16 protein-coding genes are annotated in these 17,475 nt (G+C 66.1%); 11 read left to right on the forward strand and 5 right to left on the reverse strand.

Annotated features, from left to right (window positions below; genetic code table 11):
- The first annotated feature begins 171 nt into the window (after positions 1–171).
- Together icmF and HH302_RS10585 are read left to right on the forward strand one after the other, a co-directional pair.
- Positions 172–3,438 (forward strand): fused isobutyryl-CoA mutase/GTPase IcmF, encoded by a 3,267-nt coding sequence (gene icmF, locus HH302_RS10580; RefSeq protein ID WP_172202061.1) that lies wholly within the window; start codon positions 172–174, stop codon positions 3,436–3,438.
- Between the two features lie 61 nt (positions 3,439–3,499).
- Positions 3,500–4,321, forward strand: coding sequence for a hypothetical protein (locus tag HH302_RS10585; protein WP_172202063.1), 822 nt, complete (start codon positions 3,500–3,502; stop codon positions 4,319–4,321).
- Here HH302_RS10585 and HH302_RS10590 read toward each other — a convergent pair.
- Positions 4,318–4,935: a TetR/AcrR family transcriptional regulator gene (locus tag HH302_RS10590; RefSeq protein ID WP_172202065.1), complete on the reverse strand. Its 618-nt coding sequence runs from the start codon at positions 4,933–4,935 to the stop codon at positions 4,318–4,320. The two genes, HH302_RS10585 and HH302_RS10590, sit on opposite strands and share 4 nt — an antisense overlap.
- Before the next feature lie 83 nt (positions 4,936–5,018).
- Between HH302_RS10590 and HH302_RS10595 the strand changes: the two genes are divergently transcribed.
- The 6 genes from HH302_RS10595 to HH302_RS10620 all read left to right on the forward strand — a co-directional run bounded on the left by HH302_RS10595 (position 5,019) and on the right by HH302_RS10620 (position 11,005).
- Positions 5,019–6,077: a prolyl oligopeptidase family serine peptidase gene (locus HH302_RS10595; protein WP_172202067.1), complete on the forward strand. Its 1,059-nt coding sequence runs from the start codon at positions 5,019–5,021 to the stop codon at positions 6,075–6,077.
- Positions 6,074–6,913, forward strand: a complete 840-nt coding sequence (locus HH302_RS10600) for a nuclear transport factor 2 family protein (protein ID WP_172202069.1) — start codon at positions 6,074–6,076, stop codon at positions 6,911–6,913. Before HH302_RS10595 ends, HH302_RS10600 begins: the two co-directional genes overlap by 4 nt.
- A 117-nt stretch (positions 6,914–7,030) precedes the next feature.
- A complete protein-coding gene (locus HH302_RS10605; protein WP_172202071.1) occupies positions 7,031–8,563 on the forward strand; it encodes a S41 family peptidase in 1,533 nt (510 codons plus the stop codon).
- Positions 8,560–8,955, forward strand: coding sequence for a hypothetical protein (locus HH302_RS10610; RefSeq protein ID WP_172202073.1), 396 nt, complete (start codon positions 8,560–8,562; stop codon positions 8,953–8,955). The genes HH302_RS10605 and HH302_RS10610 overlap by 4 nt, the downstream gene beginning before the upstream one ends.
- A gap of 139 nt (positions 8,956–9,094) precedes the next feature.
- Positions 9,095–10,042 (forward strand): autotransporter domain-containing protein, encoded by a 948-nt coding sequence (locus HH302_RS10615; RefSeq protein WP_216661864.1) that lies wholly within the window; start codon positions 9,095–9,097, stop codon positions 10,040–10,042.
- Between the two features lie 96 nt (positions 10,043–10,138).
- A complete protein-coding gene (locus HH302_RS10620) occupies positions 10,139–11,005 on the forward strand; it encodes a DMT family transporter (protein WP_172202075.1) in 867 nt (288 codons plus the stop codon).
- Positions 11,006–11,078: 73 nt separating this feature from the next.
- Here the strand turns inward: HH302_RS10620 and HH302_RS10625 are convergent, their stop codons facing one another.
- Positions 11,079–11,513, reverse strand: a complete 435-nt coding sequence (locus tag HH302_RS10625; protein ID WP_172202077.1) for a hypothetical protein — start codon at positions 11,511–11,513, stop codon at positions 11,079–11,081.
- 383 nt (positions 11,514–11,896) lie between these two features.
- On the opposite strand from HH302_RS10625, the gene HH302_RS22470 reads away from it, so the two are divergent.
- Entirely contained in the window at positions 11,897–13,333 is a 1,437-nt protein-coding gene (locus tag HH302_RS22470) for an esterase-like activity of phytase family protein (protein WP_172202079.1), read from the forward strand.
- Between the two features lie 42 nt (positions 13,334–13,375).
- Here HH302_RS22470 and tehA read toward each other — a convergent pair whose 3' ends face one another.
- Entirely contained in the window at positions 13,376–14,326 is a 951-nt protein-coding gene (gene tehA / locus HH302_RS10635; protein WP_172202081.1) for a dicarboxylate transporter/tellurite-resistance protein TehA, read from the reverse strand.
- A 174-nt stretch (positions 14,327–14,500) separates the two neighbouring features.
- Here tehA and HH302_RS10640 point away from each other — a divergent pair, with 174 nt between their 5' ends.
- Both HH302_RS10640 and HH302_RS10645 read left to right on the forward strand, forming a co-directional pair.
- The gene (locus tag HH302_RS10640; RefSeq protein ID WP_172202083.1) at positions 14,501–14,974 is read left to right on the forward strand and encodes a pyridoxamine 5'-phosphate oxidase family protein; all 474 of its coding nucleotides are present in this window, start codon (positions 14,501–14,503) and stop codon (positions 14,972–14,974) included.
- A complete protein-coding gene (locus HH302_RS10645) occupies positions 14,971–16,302 on the forward strand; it encodes a GAF domain-containing protein (protein WP_172202085.1) in 1,332 nt (443 codons plus the stop codon). The genes HH302_RS10640 and HH302_RS10645 overlap by 4 nt, the downstream gene beginning before the upstream one ends.
- 60 nt (positions 16,303–16,362) lie before the next feature.
- Here HH302_RS10645 and HH302_RS10650 read toward each other — a convergent pair whose 3' ends face one another.
- Both HH302_RS10650 and HH302_RS10655 read right to left on the reverse strand, forming a co-directional pair.
- Positions 16,363–16,755 carry a cytochrome-c oxidase gene (locus HH302_RS10650; RefSeq protein WP_172202087.1) on the reverse strand — a complete coding sequence of 131 codons (393 nt, stop codon included), beginning with the start codon at positions 16,753–16,755 and terminating at the stop codon, positions 16,363–16,365.
- Between the two features lie 10 nt (positions 16,756–16,765).
- A complete protein-coding gene (locus tag HH302_RS10655; RefSeq protein WP_206254637.1) occupies positions 16,766–17,419 on the reverse strand; it encodes a hemerythrin domain-containing protein in 654 nt (217 codons plus the stop codon).
- Positions 17,420–17,475 lie beyond the last annotated feature (56 nt).

Raw genomic sequence — 17,475 nt, forward strand, 5'->3', positions numbered from 1 at the left:
TGAAAAATCCGCCCACCGACCTGCTTTTGCGCCGCGCCTGTGCCAGCGCACGAGTGATTGGCGGAGTTTGCACGATCGGCGGCCAATCCGGCACTGGCACTGCGATGTGCAGGCGGCTACTTTCACAGGAAGCCCGCCGATTCTTCACGATGCGGGCACTGGAGAACACCGATGACCGACCCGCGCGTCCACACCCAATTGGCCCCGTACAAGACGAAGCACCGCGTCCGCTTCGTCACCGCCGCGGCGCTGTTCGACGGCCACGACGCCTCGATCAACATCATGCGGCGGCTGTTGCAGGCGACCGGCTGCGAGGTGATCCACCTGGGCCATAACCGCTCGGTGGGCGAGATTGTGAACGCGGCGCTGCAGGAGGATGTGCAGGGCATCGCGATCACCTCGTACCAGGGCGGGCATGTCGAGTTCTTCAAGTACATGGTCGATCTGCTGCGCGAGGCGGGCGCGGGGCACATCAAGGTGTTCGGCGGTGGCGGCGGCGTGATCGTGCCGGCCGAGGCGCGCGAGCTGATGGACTACGGCGTGACGCGGATCTACTCGCCGGAAGACGGCGCCGCGCTGGGCCTGCAGGGCATGATCAACGACGTGGTGGCGAAGGCGGATTTCGAGATCGCGCGCGAGCTGCCGACCGATACCGAGGCGCTGCTCGACGGCCTGCGCGGTGGCGACCGGCGCCTGCTGGCGCGCACGATTACCGCGCTGGAGGCGGGCACCGCCGCGTCGGCTTTGCGCGAGGCGATCCTGCGCGAAGCCGAGGCACTGACCACACCGCGGCTGGGCATCACCGGCACCGGTGGTTCGGGCAAGAGTTCGCTGACCGACGAGCTGATCCGCCGCTTCCGCCTCGATCAGGCGGATCGCATGAAGATTGCGGTGATCGCGGTGGACCCCTCGCGTAAGCGCACCGGCGGCGCACTGCTCGGCGACCGCATCCGCATGAACGCAATCGAGCACGCGAACATCTACATGCGCTCGCTGGCAACACGGGACACGGGCAGCGAGATCTCCGCCGCGCTGCCCGAGGTGATTGCCGCCTGCAAGCTCGCCGGTTTCGATCTGGTGATCGTCGAGACCTCCGGCATCGGCCAGGGCGACGCGGCGGTGGTGCCGCATGTCGACAAGTCGCTGTATGTGATGACGCCGGAGTTCGGTGCTGCGAGCCAGCTCGAGAAGATCGACATGCTGGACTTCGCCGACTTCGTCGCGATCAACAAGTTCGACCGCAAGGGCGCGGCCGATGCGCTGCGCGATGTGGCCAAGCAGGTGCAGCGCAACCGCGAGGCCTTCAACCAGCGCCCGCACGAGATGCCGGTGTTCGGCACGCAGGCGAGCCGCTTCAACGACGACGGCGTGACTGCGCTGTACCAGGCGGTACGCGCCGAGCTGCAGGGGCTGGGCCTGCACTTCGAAGCGGGCCGCCTGCCGGAAGTGCATGTGCGGCATTCGACGCACCAGACGCCGATCCTGCCGCCGGAGCGCAGCCGCTACCTCGCCGAAATTTCCGACACGCTGCGCGGCTATCACAAGCGCGTTGCCACGCAGAGCCGCATCGCGCGCGAACGCCAGCAGCTGGCCGCAGCGAAAGCGATGGCGGCCGCCTGCGGCAAGGCGGCCGATCTGGACGAGCTGATCGCCGAGCGCGAGGCGCAGCTCGGCGCGCACGAGAAGAAGCTGCTCGCCGACTGGCCGCAGGTGGCTGCGTCCTATGCTGGCGACGAGTACGTCGTGAAGATCCGCGACAAGGAGATCCGCACCCGGCTGGTATCCGAAACCCTTTCCGGCAACTTCATCCGCAAGGTGTCGCTGCCGAAGTACGAAGACCACGGCGAGCTGCTGCGCTTCCTGATGCGCGAGAACCTGCCCGGCGCCTACCCTTACACCGCCGGCGTGTTCGCCTTCAAACGCGAGAACGAAGACCCGACGCGGATGTTCGCTGGCGAGGGCGATGCCTTCCGCACCAACCGCCGCTTCAAGCTGCTCTCCGAAGGCATGCCGGCAAAGCGGCTTTCGACTGCCTTCGACTCGGTGACGCTGTACGGCAACGACCCCGATCTGCGGCCGGACATCTACGGCAAGGTCGGCAACTCCGGCGTGTCGATCGCGACGCTGGACGATCTGAAGGTGCTGTACTCGGGCTTCGACCTCTGCGCACCGAACACCAGCGTGTCGATGACGATCAACGGGCCGGCGCCGACGATCCTCGCGATGTACCTGAACGCGGCGATCGACCAGCAGCTGGAGAAGTTCGAAGCGGACAACCACCGCGTGCCGACCGAGGACGAGATCGAAAAGATCCGCGCCTGGACGCTGGCCACCGTGCGCGGCACGGTGCAGGCCGACATCCTGAAGGAAGACCAGGGCCAGAACACCTGCATCTTCTCGACCGAGTTTTCGCTGAAGGTGATGGGCGATATCCAGCAGTACTTCGTCGAGCACGATGTGCGCAACTTCTACTCGGTGTCGATCAGCGGGTATCACATCGCCGAGGCCGGCGCGAACCCGATCTCGCAGCTGGCCTTCACGCTGGCCAACGGCTTCACCTATGTCGAAGCCTATCTGGCGCGCGGCATGCACATCGACGACTTCGCGCCGAACCTGAGCTTCTTCTTTTCCAACGGCATGGACCCGGAATACGCGGTGCTGGGGCGCGTCGCGCGGCGCATCTGGGCGGTGGCGATGCGCGAGAAGTACGGCGCCAACGAGCGCAGCCAGAAGCTCAAGTACCACATCCAGACTTCCGGCCGCTCGCTGCACGCGCAGGAGATCGACTTCAACGACATCCGCACCACGCTGCAGGCGCTGATTGCGATCTACGACAACTGCAACTCGCTGCACACCAACGCCTTCGACGAGGCGATCACCACGCCGACCGAAGACAGCGTGCGCCGCGCGATGGCGATCCAACTGATCATCAACCGCGAGTGGGGTGTCGCGAAGTGCGAGAACCCCAACCAAGGCAGCTTCCTGATCGACGAGCTGACCGATCTGGTCGAGGAGGCGGTGCTGAAGGAGTTCGAAGCGATCGCGGCGCGCGGCGGCGTGCTCGGCGCGATGGAGACCGGCTACCAGCGCGGCAAGATCCAGGAAGAGTCGCTCTACTACGAGCACAAGAAGCACGACGGCAGCTACCCGATCGTCGGCGTGAACACCTTCCGCAATCCGCATGGCGATGCGGTGCTGGAGAAGCTGGAACTCGCGCGCTCGACCGAAGACGAAAAGCAGTCGCAGCTCGCACGCCTCGCGGACTTTCATGCGCGCCATGCCGACGAATCGCCAGCGATGCTTGTGCGGCTCAAGGAAGCGGTGATCCACGACGAGAACGTGTTCGCAGTGCTGATGGACGCGGTGCGCTGCTGCTCGCTGGGGCAGATCACGAATGCGCTGTTCGAGGTCGGCGGGCAGTACCGCAGGAACATGTAGGCAGTGAGGGGCGATACGCCGGGGGCATAATCCGCCGCTCCTGTCATTCGCCCCCGCTGCCATGCGTTACCTGTTGTCGTTCTGGCTGTGCCTGTGCCTCACCGCCTGCGGGCCTGAAGTACCCCACGCGAAAGCGCTCGACCGCAACGGGCTGATGCGCCTTGTTTTCCCGACGTGGGCACCGAAAGGCAAGGCGGCCAATCAGACGGTTTACTTACCGGCGGAGTCTTCGCAGCCGGACAAGACAGACGAGACCGAGGCCCGCGTCAGCCCCTTGCATGTGATCCGGCTGGACGACACGCACGCGGTGATGGTGACCGAGGCGGTGGCGGTTGATGAGCACGGCGAGCCGGTGAACTGCCACGCTTGTTCGGCCAGCCTTGGCGCCTATTTCTTCAGCCGCGACGACAAGGGCTGGAAGCTCGATGCGCGGCAGGACAGCGTCGGCACATCCGGCGTGAACGGCGCCATTGGCACTACCCGTGTTGAACGCCTCGGCAACGCCTTCGTGGTGTTCGCTGAATGGGGTAGTTGCTGGCAGGGAAACTGCGGCAGCTGGCTGGAAGCCTTCGGTGTCTGGCCCGGCAAGGCGAAGTCACTGACGCCCGGCATTCCGCTCGAAGCCGAAAACTCGGGCGCGGTGGGCGACTGCCATAACGCCGACCCGGAGCTTGGCGCGATGCAGCCCTGCTTCGACGTCTCCAGCAAATGGGCGGTGCGGCAGGGGCAGGTGGTGATCGACTTCAAGGGTGAAACCCGAGACACACCCGATGACGACGGAAAACGTCCGCCTGCGGTGAAGATCGCGACACAGGCACGCTACACGCTGCAGGGCGACGAGCTCAAGCTCGTTTCAGGCGCCAATCCTGTGCCGGGATTCTAGGGGTCGCATGTCGGCAGGTTCAGACCTGCCGGCAGCAAGCCCGGCGCGTCGTCCGGTGCGAGCAGCTGCGTCTGAAGCTGCTGCATCACGCCGCGATACAGCGCCAGATCGCCGGTCACGCGGCTGCACACCAGCGCGCCTTCGATCAGGATCTTGGCTTCCCAGGCCCGCCGTTTCGCAACGGCTGGGTTGACGCCGCAATCGACCAGCAAGTCGGCCAGGTGTTCGGCGCGCTTCACGAAGCGTTCTCGCAAGCCGCCCCCAAAACGTGCGAGTCCGTTGCCGATACCGAAGGCGTTGGCCGGCGTGAGCTGGCTGGCGCGGTACTGCACCTCGTCGATGACCTTGAGGTAGGCGGCCAAGCGTTCGCGCGGCGGTAGCGGGCTTGCCAACAGCGTGTCGACATGTGCGCTGGCCCAGGCGTCGGCCTGCATCAGCACGGCAACCGCCATCTCGTCCTTCCCGCCCGGAAAGTGGTGGTAGATGCTGGCGCGGCCGAGCCCGGTGCGGGCGGTGATCAGCGCCAGCGTGGTGCCGTCGTATCCGTACTCGTAGAACAGATCGACCAACTGGCCGATGAGTTGTTCTCGCGTGTCGCTCTTGGGTCGGGCCATTGCGTTTTCGCTGCTGCGGACTGGTTGACAATCCTACCGTGATAATTACTATACCGATCGGTCGGTGAATAAACGAAATCGCCATGGCCCTACCTGCAATGTTCCGCCGCTTCGTCGCTGCGCTTTTGCTTGTGCAGATCCCCGCGCTCGGCGCGGCCGCATCGCCTTGGCAGGCCGGCAGTTTGCCGGCTGGGGCGGAGAGTCGTTACGGCCAGCACTACCTCGTCGCGCTGCCTGACGGCTATGAGGCAGAACCGCAGCGCGCGTGGCCGCTGATCGTGTTTCTGCATGGAGCCGGCGAATGGGGCACCGATCTCGCCAAGGTGAAATCGCAGGGGCTCCCGGCCTATATCGAAGGCGGCGGCAAGCTGCCGGCGATCGTGCTCGCACCCCAAACGCCCCAGGGGCAGATGTGGCATCCGTTGTTTATCGACGCGGTGCTGCGCGAAGTCTGCGGGCGGTTGCGCGTGGACGCCGACCGCATCTACCTGACCGGTCTATCGCTGGGCGGCATGGGCACATGGAGCACCGCCCTCGCCTACCCCGACCGGTTTGCGGCCCTGGCACCGGTGGCGGGGGCTTTTCCGAACGACATGATGGCCTACAACCGCGGATGGCCTGAGCCGAGCGCCGGCGACTGGCTGCCGGCGATCAGCCACCTGACGCATCTGCCGGTATGGATCGCGCACGGCGAGGTGGACCCGGTGGTGCCTTTCGCGATGGATCAGCGCGTGGCTGCGGTACTCAAGCAACTCGGTGTGACGCCGCGGCTCGACTGGATGGCCAATGTCGGCCATGACGCCTGGACACGCACCTACTCGGAGACACCCGGGTTCTACGACTGGCTGCTCGCCCAGCGTCGCGGCGCGCAAGCCACGCAGCGGCCCCCGCAGCCTTCCGTTCGACTCGCGGGCGAATACCGCTCGGTTGATGGTCGCGTAGCGAAGGTCGAGGTGCGCGGCGATCGTCTCGAAGTGGCGCTGGGTGAGGCGTACCGCAGCGAGTTCCTGCCGATCGATGGCCAGCGCTTCATTGGCGCTCACCTGGTCCGCTTCGAGCTCGATGCCAGCGGCCAGCCACGCCGCCTCGTCGCACCGGGCATCGGGCGTTTTGAACATCAATCGGGGGCTACACAACCATGAGCATCCGCCTCGCACGTCTGTGCCGCTTCGCACTCGTGCTCGTCTGCCTGATGCCACTCGCCCGGGCTAACTCGGCGCAGGACGATGATGCGCTGCGCGCCACGCTGGATGCCTATGTGGACGGCTGGTACGCCGGCGATGCCGCACGCCTCGAAGCGGTGACGCATCCGGACCTGATCCGCCGGAAGCCCGCCCTGGTGGGCACCAGCGGCGCGATCCAGCTCGAAGAGATCGATCAGCTTGGCTTGCTCGGTGCCGCGCGCAGCGGTATCGGCCGCCGCGCACCGGAGGCGGACCGCGTCCGCATGACGACCGAGGTGCTGGCGCAACGTGGCATCTCAGCGATGGCTGTGGTCGAAACCGGCGGGACTTTCAGTTACCTGCAACTGGTGAAGAACGCCGGGCGCTGGCAGGTGCTGAATGCCTTGTGGGAACCGAAGCTCGACCCGGCGGACGGCCGCGACATGCGTGAAGCCGACGCGGTGGCGTCCGTCGTGCAGGACTACGCGCTCGGGTGGTACGAAGGCAATGCGGCGCAGATGCAAGCTGCACTGCACCCTGCACTGCTCAAGCGCAAACCGGCGCTGCTCAATCGTGCTGGCGAAATCCGCATCGAGGCGCTCGATGCTGCGGCGCTGATCGCCGCCACGCGCGCCGGCGGCGGCCGCAACACCCCTGCGGACATGCGCGGCATTGCGGTGAAGGTGCTGGACATCCGTGGCCGCTCGGCAATTGCAGTGCTGGAAACGCGTGACTTCTTCGACTTCCTGGCACTGACTCGCGACAAGGGCCGCTGGCAGATCGTCAACGCGCTGTGGGAGCCGACGCTGGAGTGATCCATCAGCGGCCGGCAAACCCGTTGCCCGGCGTCAAAGGTGTGCGCCAGTCGAGCCATACGCGCCGGCAACTTGCGGCAGAATGGCCGGCTGATCCCCCGTCGAGAAGCCACACCGATGCGCGCATCCCGTACCGCCCTTGCTGCCAGTTGCCTTGCCCTGCTGCTTGCCGCCTGCGGTGGCGGGGGCGGCGGCTCGTCGGGCGGCACCACGACCAAGGACTTCCCGCCCTCAGGCACCCTGGCGGCGCAGTGCATCGCCCCCCGCAGCGGCACCAACCCGGCCACCGGCCAGGCCTATGCGGACAAGGCCGGCAGCGCGGCAACCGAAAAGGCCTGGCTGCGTTCCTGGATCCATGAGTTCTACCTCTGGTACTCGGAAGTGCCCGATCCGGATGCGAGCGCCTACGCCACGCCGCAGGACTACTTCGATGTGTTGAAGACACCGGCGCTGACACCCAGCGGCCGCGAGAAGGACCAGTTTCACTTCACCTACGCCACCGACAAGTGGATCGCGGAATCGCAGTCCGGCGTAACCGCCGGTTACGGCGTGGAATGGAGCAGCATTTCGCGCAAGGCGCCACGCGAGATCCGCGTCGCCTACCTGCAGCCGGGTTCCCCCGCCGAAGCGGCCGGCCTCACGCGCGGCATGGAAGTCATCGCAGCCGATGGCATCGACGTGATCTACAGCAGCAACGTGGATGGGCTCAACGCAGCGATGTTCCCGGATCAAGTCGGCGCCACGCATACGCTGACCGTCCGCGACCCGGCGACCAACACCACCCGCGATGTGGTGCTGACTTCCACCGCCGTAACGCTGAGCTCGGTGATGAACACCCGCACGCTGGATACCGCCGATGGCAAGGTCGGCTACATGCAGTTCAACGACCATATCGCACCGGCGGAGGCCGATCTGGTGACCGCGATCAGCCAGCTCAAGGCGCAGGGCATCAAGGATCTGGTGCTCGACATCCGCTACAACGGCGGTGGCTACCTCGCGATCGCAAGCCAGCTCGCCTACATGGTGGCCGGGCCTGCAACGACGACTGGCAAGACCTTTGAACGCACCGTGTTCAACGACAAGTATCCGAACACCGACCCGATCACAGGCCGCGCGCTGACGCCGACACCGTTCTACAACATCACGCTCGGCTTCTCGCTCGCGTACGGGCAGAACCTGCCGACGCTGGGCCTCAACCGCGTCTACGTGCTTACCGGCAGCGGCACCTGTTCGGCCAGTGAAGCGATCATCAACGGCCTGCGCGGAGTCGGTGTCGAGGTTGTGCAGATCGGCAGCACAACCTGCGGCAAGCCTTACGGCTTTTACCCGCAGGACAACTGCGGCACGACCTACTTTGCGATCCAGTTCCGCGGCGTCAACGCGGCCGGCTTTGGCGACTACGCCGACGGCTTCGTGCCCGCGGGCAGCGGCACCGCAGGCCTGCCCGGTTGCATGGTGGCCGACGACTTTGCACACCCGCTGGGTGATCCAGCTGAGGCTCGCCTCGCAGCGGCGCTGAGCTATCGCACCAACGGCGTCTGCCCGGCACAGACGGCAGCGCGGGAAACGCGCATTGCGGCCATCAGCAGCGGCCCGGCCATCGGCAAGCGTGCGCCCTGGCGCGACAACCGCATCGTGGGCCAACCATGAACCGTGCAACGGCCCTTCCGCTTTTTGCCGGCCTGGTGCTGACGGCATGCCAGACGCCGCAGCAGCTGGCGGAGCACGACGCACTGCTGATCGAACCGGACGCCGACACACGCGCCGAGGTACGCGCAGCGGCCAGCACCCTGCTCGGCGGCACGCCGGTGCTGCTGGCGCCCGACGCCTTCACGCAAGAGAGCCGGCTGACGCTGGAACGGATGCCACGGCGATCGCTGCTCGATTTGCCGCTCGCCGATCGCGCGCGTTTCGAGCCGCACCGGCTGCGCCTCGTGACCTCGGGCGGTAGCTGCCTGCTGCGCAATGAAAACAGCGACACGGCGGTGTTGCTGGAATCCGCACACTGCCGCGTACAAATCACGAAGACGGACGATCGCTAGTGCCTCATAGGCGCGCCGCGCGCAACACGCGCCACACCAGGCTGTGCTAGCTTCCGCTACGTCACCAAGACCAACCACGACGTCAGTCTTGCAAGCAGCCACTTGCGACTGCGGCGGTTCAACCCCGGAGCGCGTTCCGATGTTTGCCGTTCGCCTTGCCCTGTCCGCCCTCGCCGTGGCGCTGGCGATCCCGCCCGCAGTGGCGCAAGTTCGGCCGTACCGGATTACCGGTTCCAACATCCAGAAGGCAGCAAACGGCGTGCTGTCGCTGATGAGCTATTCAGCAATCCCCGACATCACTTCCAGCTCGCTGTCGATCAGCAGTGATGCCACTGGCAACCCGGACCTGCTGATGTCGCAGGTCGGCGGAGGCTTCACCTGGAGCCGCGAAGCCCCGATCTATCTCGAAGGCGCGGCAGCCTACAGCCGCTACGACCCGAGCTTCGTCGCCACGGACGGCACCGAGACACGCTCGGTGCCCGTGAAGTGGACCTCCTTGTCCGGCACCGGCGGCATCGGCTGGGATTTCCCGATCGCGGACCACCTCGTCTTGCGCCCGATCTTCAACTTCTCGCTCGGTACGGTGGCGAGCGATCTCACCGTTGCGCGCGCCTTCATCGAGAACAAGCTCGACCACGACATCGCCTTCCTCGATGGCGGCACCCTGAACGCCTACGGCCTGGGCGGCAGCCTGATGCTCGACTATGAGGCGGCATACGAGAGTCACGAAACCGACATCGAAGCACGCATCACGAACCTGACGCTGCGCAGCTTCAATAACACCAGCGAGGCGGTGCAAGGCAGTTCGAATTCCACCACTGCCAACATCTGGGCACGCTACCGCGCCCCGACACCGTGGCGGCTGATGGACCGACCGGTGCGCTACGTGCTCGAGTGCGCGCATTCCGAATACTTCGGCGACCAGCGCGGCGCGCTCGGCTTCGTGCGCCTGAGCCAGGTCGGCGCCGGCATCGAATTCGACTCCAGCGCTTACGACATCATCGTGACCCGCACGCGACTCGTCGCACGCTATGTATTCGGCGATGGCGTGGGCGGCATGTCGGTCGGTTTCGCGGTGAGTTTCTGAACGCCGGCGGGTAGGCACATCGGCCCCTCGCGGGGCCGTGCCGGCGCTTGGTAAACTCGCTGCTTTCCCCGCCCGCCGCTTGCCGGCGCCCCGTCCGTGAATCTCAACGTCGTCCTGCTGCTGCTCGTCACCCTCGTCTGGGGCACCACCTTTCCGCTGATGAAGGCGGCCTCGGCCACGCTCAGCGGCGTCGAGATCTCCGCGTTGCGCTTCCTGGTTGCCGGTGTCGTGATGCTGCCCTTTGCACTGAAGGCATCGCGCGCGACCTGGCGCGACGGCGCAGTGCTCGGTGTCGTCGCACTGGTGTCTTACGTGACGCAGGCCTTCGGCCTGGAGTACATCTCATCCAATCGCAGCGCCTTCATCACGAGCCTGAACGTGCTGATGGTGCCCTTCATCGGGCTCGTGCTGGGTGGCCGGCTAAGCGCGCAGGTGCTGGCCGCCGCCGCGCTCGCGTGCATTGGCATCGGGCTCTTGTCATGGGAAGGCGGCGGTCACTGGATCGGCGACGCGGCCACGCTGGTCTGCGCGCTGGCCTACGCGGTCTACGTGATCCTGCTGTCGCGCCGCGCTGCGCAACACAACCCGCGCACGCTGGCCGCCACGCAGATCGTGCTGATGGCCGGCTTCGCGCTGGTCTGGATGCTGGTTGCCGGGCTCGGCAGCGACCGGCTCGCAACGCTGCCGACCCGCACCGCGCCAGCCTTGCTGCCGATCATCTACCTGGGCGTGATCGCAAGCGCCGGCATGCTGTTCCTGCAAGCGGTCGCGCAACGCCACATCTCGGCCGAGAAGGCGACCGTGATCTACGCAATGGAGCCGGTGTTCGCCGCGCTGTTCGGCTGGCTCTGGCTCGCCGAATCGCTGGGCCTGCGTGGTGCGGCCGGCGGTGCGCTGGTGGTCGTCGCAGTGATCCTCAGCGAGTGGCGCTTCAACCCGCGCGCAAGCACCGACGCCGCCTGAAAGCCGCGGATCGCGCGGGCGGCCAGCGCCCGCGCAGCTTTCATCCGGCTCGGCCGTGCAGCGGCGGCACCCGCTACTTGAGGATCAACTCCTGCATCATCTGTGAGCCGAGCACCTCGCGCATCACGCCACGGTCAGCGCCTGCCTGCTCCATCTGCTTCATCGTGCCCATCACCTTGGCCGAGACCGCCTCATCCTCGGCAACCCGATCGAGCGCCGCCCAGTTCGGATAGGTGGTGCTCAGGATCATGTCCGGCTCGGACGGGTTGCGTGCCGCAAACGAATAGACCGCATAGCTCGTAATCAGGCCAGCCTTCTTACGCGCCTCCATCAATGCCTTGTAAGGCCCTGCGAGATAAGCGACGTAATCGCTGAACTTGCCGGGCTTGATCTTGATGAAGCTCTGCTCCACGACCTGGCCTTCCTTGTACTGCTTGTCCTGGGACATCGCAGTACCGGCTATCAGCGCAAGTACGGCACACAACGCATAGCGGAAGATCGTACGCATCACGTTACTCCTCATGAGGGTGCCGACCGGACGGCCGGTCTGTTGGGTATAGACGGCGCACGCTCGGAAGCAAGGCTGTTGGCGTAGCCGAGGGGTACAGCTGCGCAGCTGACCGTTCATCGCCCGGCCGACGGGCGCAAGTGGGCCAGCAGCGCAATCGCTTTGTCGCCCACCGGCTGCAGCAATGCGCGCGGCGGCGATCGGCACCAACGTCACCGCAAGTCGCCACCACTGGCGGACTCCGTGACGAAAGTCGCGCTCAGGCGCCACTGCGGGGGCGGCCGTCACAGCCGCGTCATTGCCTGGCAACAGGCTCTTCCGGCCTTGCCGACCTTGCGTGCGGCACCGGCGATCCGACCACCCGACCCTGACGGACATCCACCATGCACAAGAAGACCCTGATTGCCGCCCTGCTCGCGGCCATCACCACGCCCGCCATCGCCGCCTTTGACCTGGTTGCGATTGGCGATCTGAACGGCAGCGCTGCCGGCTCATTTGCCGATCTCTCGGGCCTGAGCGGAACCCTTGAAAATGGCGTCGCGGCCAACATCCTCGGCGGCCTCGGATCTGGCCTCGCTTGGGCGGGGGGCAACACCTTCATCGCACTGCCGGATCGGGGGCCGAACGCCGTCTCCTACAACAGCGCGATCGACGACACGACCAGCTACATCCCGCGCCTGCAGACGGTGACGATGAAGCTGACCGCCTCGGCTTCCGGCGCGCTGCCCTACACGCTGACGCCAACGCTGAGCGCCACGACGCTGCTGTACAGCAACAGCGCGCTGGCCTACGGCAGCGGCGCCGGGCTTGGCGTCGGCAATGGCGCGCTGGCGCAAAACAGCGCCGGCAAGTATTACTTCAGCGGGCGTTCGGACAACTTCAACGCCGCGCTGCCCTCGACCAGCGGCAACAACGCGCGCCTCGACCCGGAAGGCATCCGCGTGTCGAACGATGGCAAGAGCGTGTTCGTCTCCGACGAGTACGGCCCCTACGTGTATCAGTTCGACCGCGCGACCGGCGCACGTACCAACAGCTTCGCGCTGCCGGCCAACCTCGCGGTCAGCAACCTGAGCCCGAAGGGTGACATCGAGATTGCAGGCAACACGATCGGCCGTGTCGCGAACAAGGGCATGGAAGGCCTCGCGATCACGCCGGACGGCAAGACCCTCGTCGGCATCATGCAGGCGCCGCTGGAACAGGACACGAAGAAGAACGTGCGCATCGTGACGATCGACATCGCCAGCGGCACGACTCACCAGTACGCCTACAAGCTCACGACCGGCAGCGGCGTGAGCGAGATCGTCGCGATCAACGACCATGAGTTCCTTGTCGACGAACGAGACGGCAAAGGCCTCGGCGACAACAGCAGCGCGGCCGTGAAACAGTTCTTCCGGATCGACCTCGCCGGTGCGCAGGACGTCAGCGCGCTGAGTGGCGACCTGAGCAGCAAGGCCGTCGGCAAGACCCTGGTGCTGGACTTCGCCAGCAAGCTCAGCGCGGCGGGCGTGAAGGCCAACGACATCCCGGCGAAGATCGAGGGCCTTTCCTTCGGCCAGGACATCGTGGTCGGCGGCGAAACCCGCCACACGCTGTACGTGGCGAACGACAACGACTTCCTCTCCAGCGTGACGGACAGCAATCACCCGGCCGGCATCGCGAATCCGAACAAGTTCTACGTGTTCTCGTTCAGCGACAGCGATCTGCCCGGCTACCAGGCCCAGCTGATCAGCGCCGTGCCGGAACCCGAGACCTACGCGATGCTGCTTGCCGGCCTCGGCATCGTCGCGCTGGGCGCGCGCCGCCGCCGCACAGCACGCTGAATCAGCACGCCGAACACCGCCCCGCGAAGGGGCGGTTCTGTTTCAGGGCACGGTGCGCGGTAACAAGCGGCCGCTGAACCCAAGCCATGCGGTACGCAGCGCCAGCGTGCCGATGAACAGATTGGCCGCGATGAATACTGGCAACGCCAGCATGCCGGCCGCCGGCACGCCCGCAATAGCCAACTTGAGGCCAACCACCGTCGCCGACGCCACGCCGAAGGTGTAGGCCCAGTAAGAGGGCGCAAACGGCTGTGCGGCAAGCCAACGACGCAGGCGCACACCCAGCAGCAGTTGGAAAAGGCCATAGCCCCACAGCATCAGCAGCCAATGGTCGTGCCCCGCGGGCTCCAGCATCAGCCAGGCCATCGCGCAAACCACCGGCGGCGCAAACTGGATGCCGATCAGCGGACGCTGTGGGGCCGGCACCGCAGGCCCCTGCCAAAGCCGCTGCATCACCAGCGATTCAAGCGCAAACCATGAGAACACCCCAGCGCCAAGGAACAGCCAGCCCCAGTCCGCATGCCCAAGCGCACCGAGCGCCGCTGCGCTGGTGAAGTTGCCCGCGACCGTCGGCAGGTAGATCGCTGGCACCGTGTGCTGCGCCTCGCGCCCGCCCTGCCACAACAAGCCCGTGTGCCACAGCGCGAAGGCCAGATGCCAACCGATGCCGGCAAGTGCCAGCCCCCACGCCGCCGCCAGCGAGTAGGGCAGCACCGCCAGCACCATCAGCAAGGTCGCGACCCCCAACAAGGCCGGCGTGCTGCCTTGCACCGGGTGTTTGAACTCGGCGGCTGCATGCGCAGGTGCGCGCAGTGCCTGAAGTGCGTAGGCGAGCAACAGTGTCGCCCAGACCAGGGCCGCCAGCAGCAGCACGGCTTCGCCGATCCATGGCGGCACCCCCCACATGCGATGCGCCAGACGCCAGGCCTGCCCGAGCCCGGACAAACCGAGCACCATGCCGAAGAACGAAGCGGGGAGGGGAGCTGCACGCATGGTCGACTGCACTGGAAGACGAGAAGGCCGCGATTGTAGGGGCTACCGCGCCGGCCGCCCTTTGCGTATCGCAAGGTATCGAATGACACTTGCGCGCCAACGCACCGATGCTAGCCTGATGAAGTCGCTCCTTCCCCCCGGAATCCGATGCCAGCCGCACCGCAAACCCCGCTGATGACACCCGCGGTCGCCGACTTCATTGTCAGCGGCCTCTCGATCACGGTCGCATCCTGCGACAGCCGCCTCGTCCCCTCGATCGCGAAGGGCGTTGGCTGCCGCCCGGCGGACGACCTGACGACGCTCACCGTGTTCCTCTTCGCTGAAAGCGCGGAGGCCACCTGCCGTGACATCGCCGCCAACGGCCGCATCGCAGTGACTTTCAGCCGCCCGAGCACGCATGAGACGGTGCAGATCAAGGGCCGCAACGCGCGCACCGTGCCGCTTGAGCCCGGCGACGTCGCCCGCGTCCGACGCAATCTCGACCTCTTCACCGAAGACATCGGCCTGCTCGGCTGGGGTGGGGACTTCGTCGACGCCGTGTTCTGGCGCGACCCGGCCGATCTGCTCGCGGTGCGTTTCACGCCCGATGGCGTGTTCGGCCAAACCCCCGGCCCGCGCGCCGGCGAAGCCCTGGCGAGGCGCCCATGATCCAGCTCGAAGCGATCCGCGGCTGCCTCGAAGGCTCGATTCCAGCGGTGCTCGCCACTGCCAGTGCCGATGGCACGCCGAACGTGACCTACGTGTCGCAGATGCATTACGTCGATCCGCGCCATGTCGCCCTGTCATTCCAGTTCTTCAACAAGACGCGCGAGAACATCCTTGCAAACCCGCGCAGCACGGCGCTGGTAATCGACCCGATCAGCGGCGAGAGCTTCCACATCGAACTGCTCTACCTGCGCACCGAGACCGAAGGCGCGCTGTTCCAGCACATGAAGGCGAAGCTCGCCGGCATTGCATCGCACTCCGGCATGGTGGGCGTGTTCCGCTTGCAGGGTGCAGACGTTTACCGCGTGCTGGGTGTCGAGCGCATCCCCGGCCCGGTGCTGCCAAATCCGCAGCCACGCCGCAACCTGCTCAACGCGATGCGCAGTGCCAGCGCACGGATCGCGGCCTGCGTTGACCTCGATGGCGCCGTCGACGCCGCACTCGATGCGCTCGCGAGTGACTTCGGCATCGAGCATTCGATGTTGCTGTTCGCCGAGGAAGCCTGTGGACGCCTCTACACCGTGGCAAGCCGCGGCTATCCGGTGACCGGTGTCGGCTCCGAAATCGCCTACGGCGACGGCGTGATCGGCGTCGCGGCGCAGTACCGCACGCCGATCCGCATCAACCACATGACCATGGAGTACAGCTACGGCCGTGCCGCGCTCGACGGCGCTGGCGCCCATCCATGGCCGCTCGAAACGCAGATACCGTTTCCCGGCCTGCCGGAACCGCACAGCCAGCTCGCCGTACCCGTACTCGCGCACGGTCGCCTGCTCGGTGTGCTGTGCGTCGAAAGCCCGCAAGACCTGCGCTTCACCTATGACGATGAAGATGCCCTCGTCGCGCTCGCGACCCAGCTCGGCTCTGCAATCCATGCGCTGCAACAACAGGCACTGGTCGAATCCGCCGTCACCGAACGCGAAGCACGCCCTGCCGCGCCACTCGCCGGTCAGGCGCTGGAAGTCCGCCACTACGCCGCCAACGACAGCATCTTCATTGGCGGCGACTACCTGATCAAGGGCGTTGCCGGCGCGATCCTGTGGTGCCTGCTGCAAACCCGTGCCGCAACCGGCCGCGAAGACTTCTCCAACCGCGAACTGCGCGTTTCACCTGACCTGCGGCTACCCGAGATCAGCGACAACCTCGAAGCCCGCCTGATCCTGCTGCAGCGGCGCCTCGACGAACGCAACGCCGGCATCCGCCTGCGCAAGACCGGGCGCGGGCTGTTCCGGCTTGAGGTCGACATGCCACTCGATCTGCGCGACCTGTAGGTTCGTCGAAAGAACGGAGGCGACCATTGGCCGCCCCTCGTTTTTTTTCAGCAGATCCGGTCACGCCGCCGCAGCGCCGGCCGGTAAGCGATGCCTGATCACATTCACCGCGAACAGCACGACCGATGCGAACACCAGCACGCTGCTGACGGCCACCACCGGTTCTGCTGCTGGGGTGCCCAGCAGCAGGGCGGCGAGGCCCGCCATCATCACCGGCAGCGCGAGGTTGTAGAGCCAGAAGTGCAACGTTGCGGCGCGATTGGCGGCTGCGCGAGGGAACTGGGTGTAGACCCAGCCGGTCAGCGCGAGCGACACCCAGCCGAGCAGATTGAGGTGCACGTGGATCGGGCGCAGGCGGAAGTCGTGGCTCGCCGCCATACCGACGCCGAGCGCAACCGCGATGACGAAATAGAGCAGGGCGAGCAATACCCAGCGTTGTGCCTGTCGGGTCATGGTCGCCTCCTTAAATGCCCAGCGCGAGCGTGAGCTTGCGCCAGTCTCGGCCGCCGAGCAGCGGGCGGATCAGGTTGAGTACGCCGTCGAAGACTTCCGCCGGTGCGGTGCGCCGCATTCCGCCCAGCATGCCGGCACGCTCGTTCGGCGTCATGTGCGGCAGCATCCAGCGCATTGCAAGTTGCAGGCGATCCGGGGCTTCGCCGGACACGATGGCGTGCTCGATTGCGCGGATCTCGTCGTCGCTGTAGTGCGCCCACAGCACCGCGTTGTGCTCGCGCTCTTCCTTGCCCATGTGCTCGAAGTTGTGGCCGACGAAATCGGACAGGCGGCGGTAGAGACCTTGCGCTGCCTCGTCATTGCCCGGCACCCGTTCGAGCAGCCAGCGTAGTTGTGCGATCTCGAGGGCGTGCGCCTCGTGCTCCGCGGCGACGTCGGCGCACGAGCCGGGCTGGCGCGCTTCCATCGCCGGGTGAACATGGCGGTTTTCGTTCTCAAGATGGTGCTCGCAGATATCGAGCAGCGCACGCACTTCTTCGCTGACTACTGCGATGTCGGCACTGTCGTGCGCATCGAGCCGGCCGACGCGGACCAGCGTATGCGCCATGAAGGCACGCAGCCCTTTGTGGATGAAGGCGTAAATGTCGTGACGGGGGTGTTGCATGATGTTCTCCAGCTGCTGTCTTGGGGTGAGCCGATACCTGCGCATCGGATGACTGG

It is taken from the genome of Niveibacterium sp. COAC-50 (genome assembly GCF_013184235.1).
GTDB lineage: Bacteria > Pseudomonadota > Gammaproteobacteria > Burkholderiales > Rhodocyclaceae > Niveibacterium > Niveibacterium microcysteis.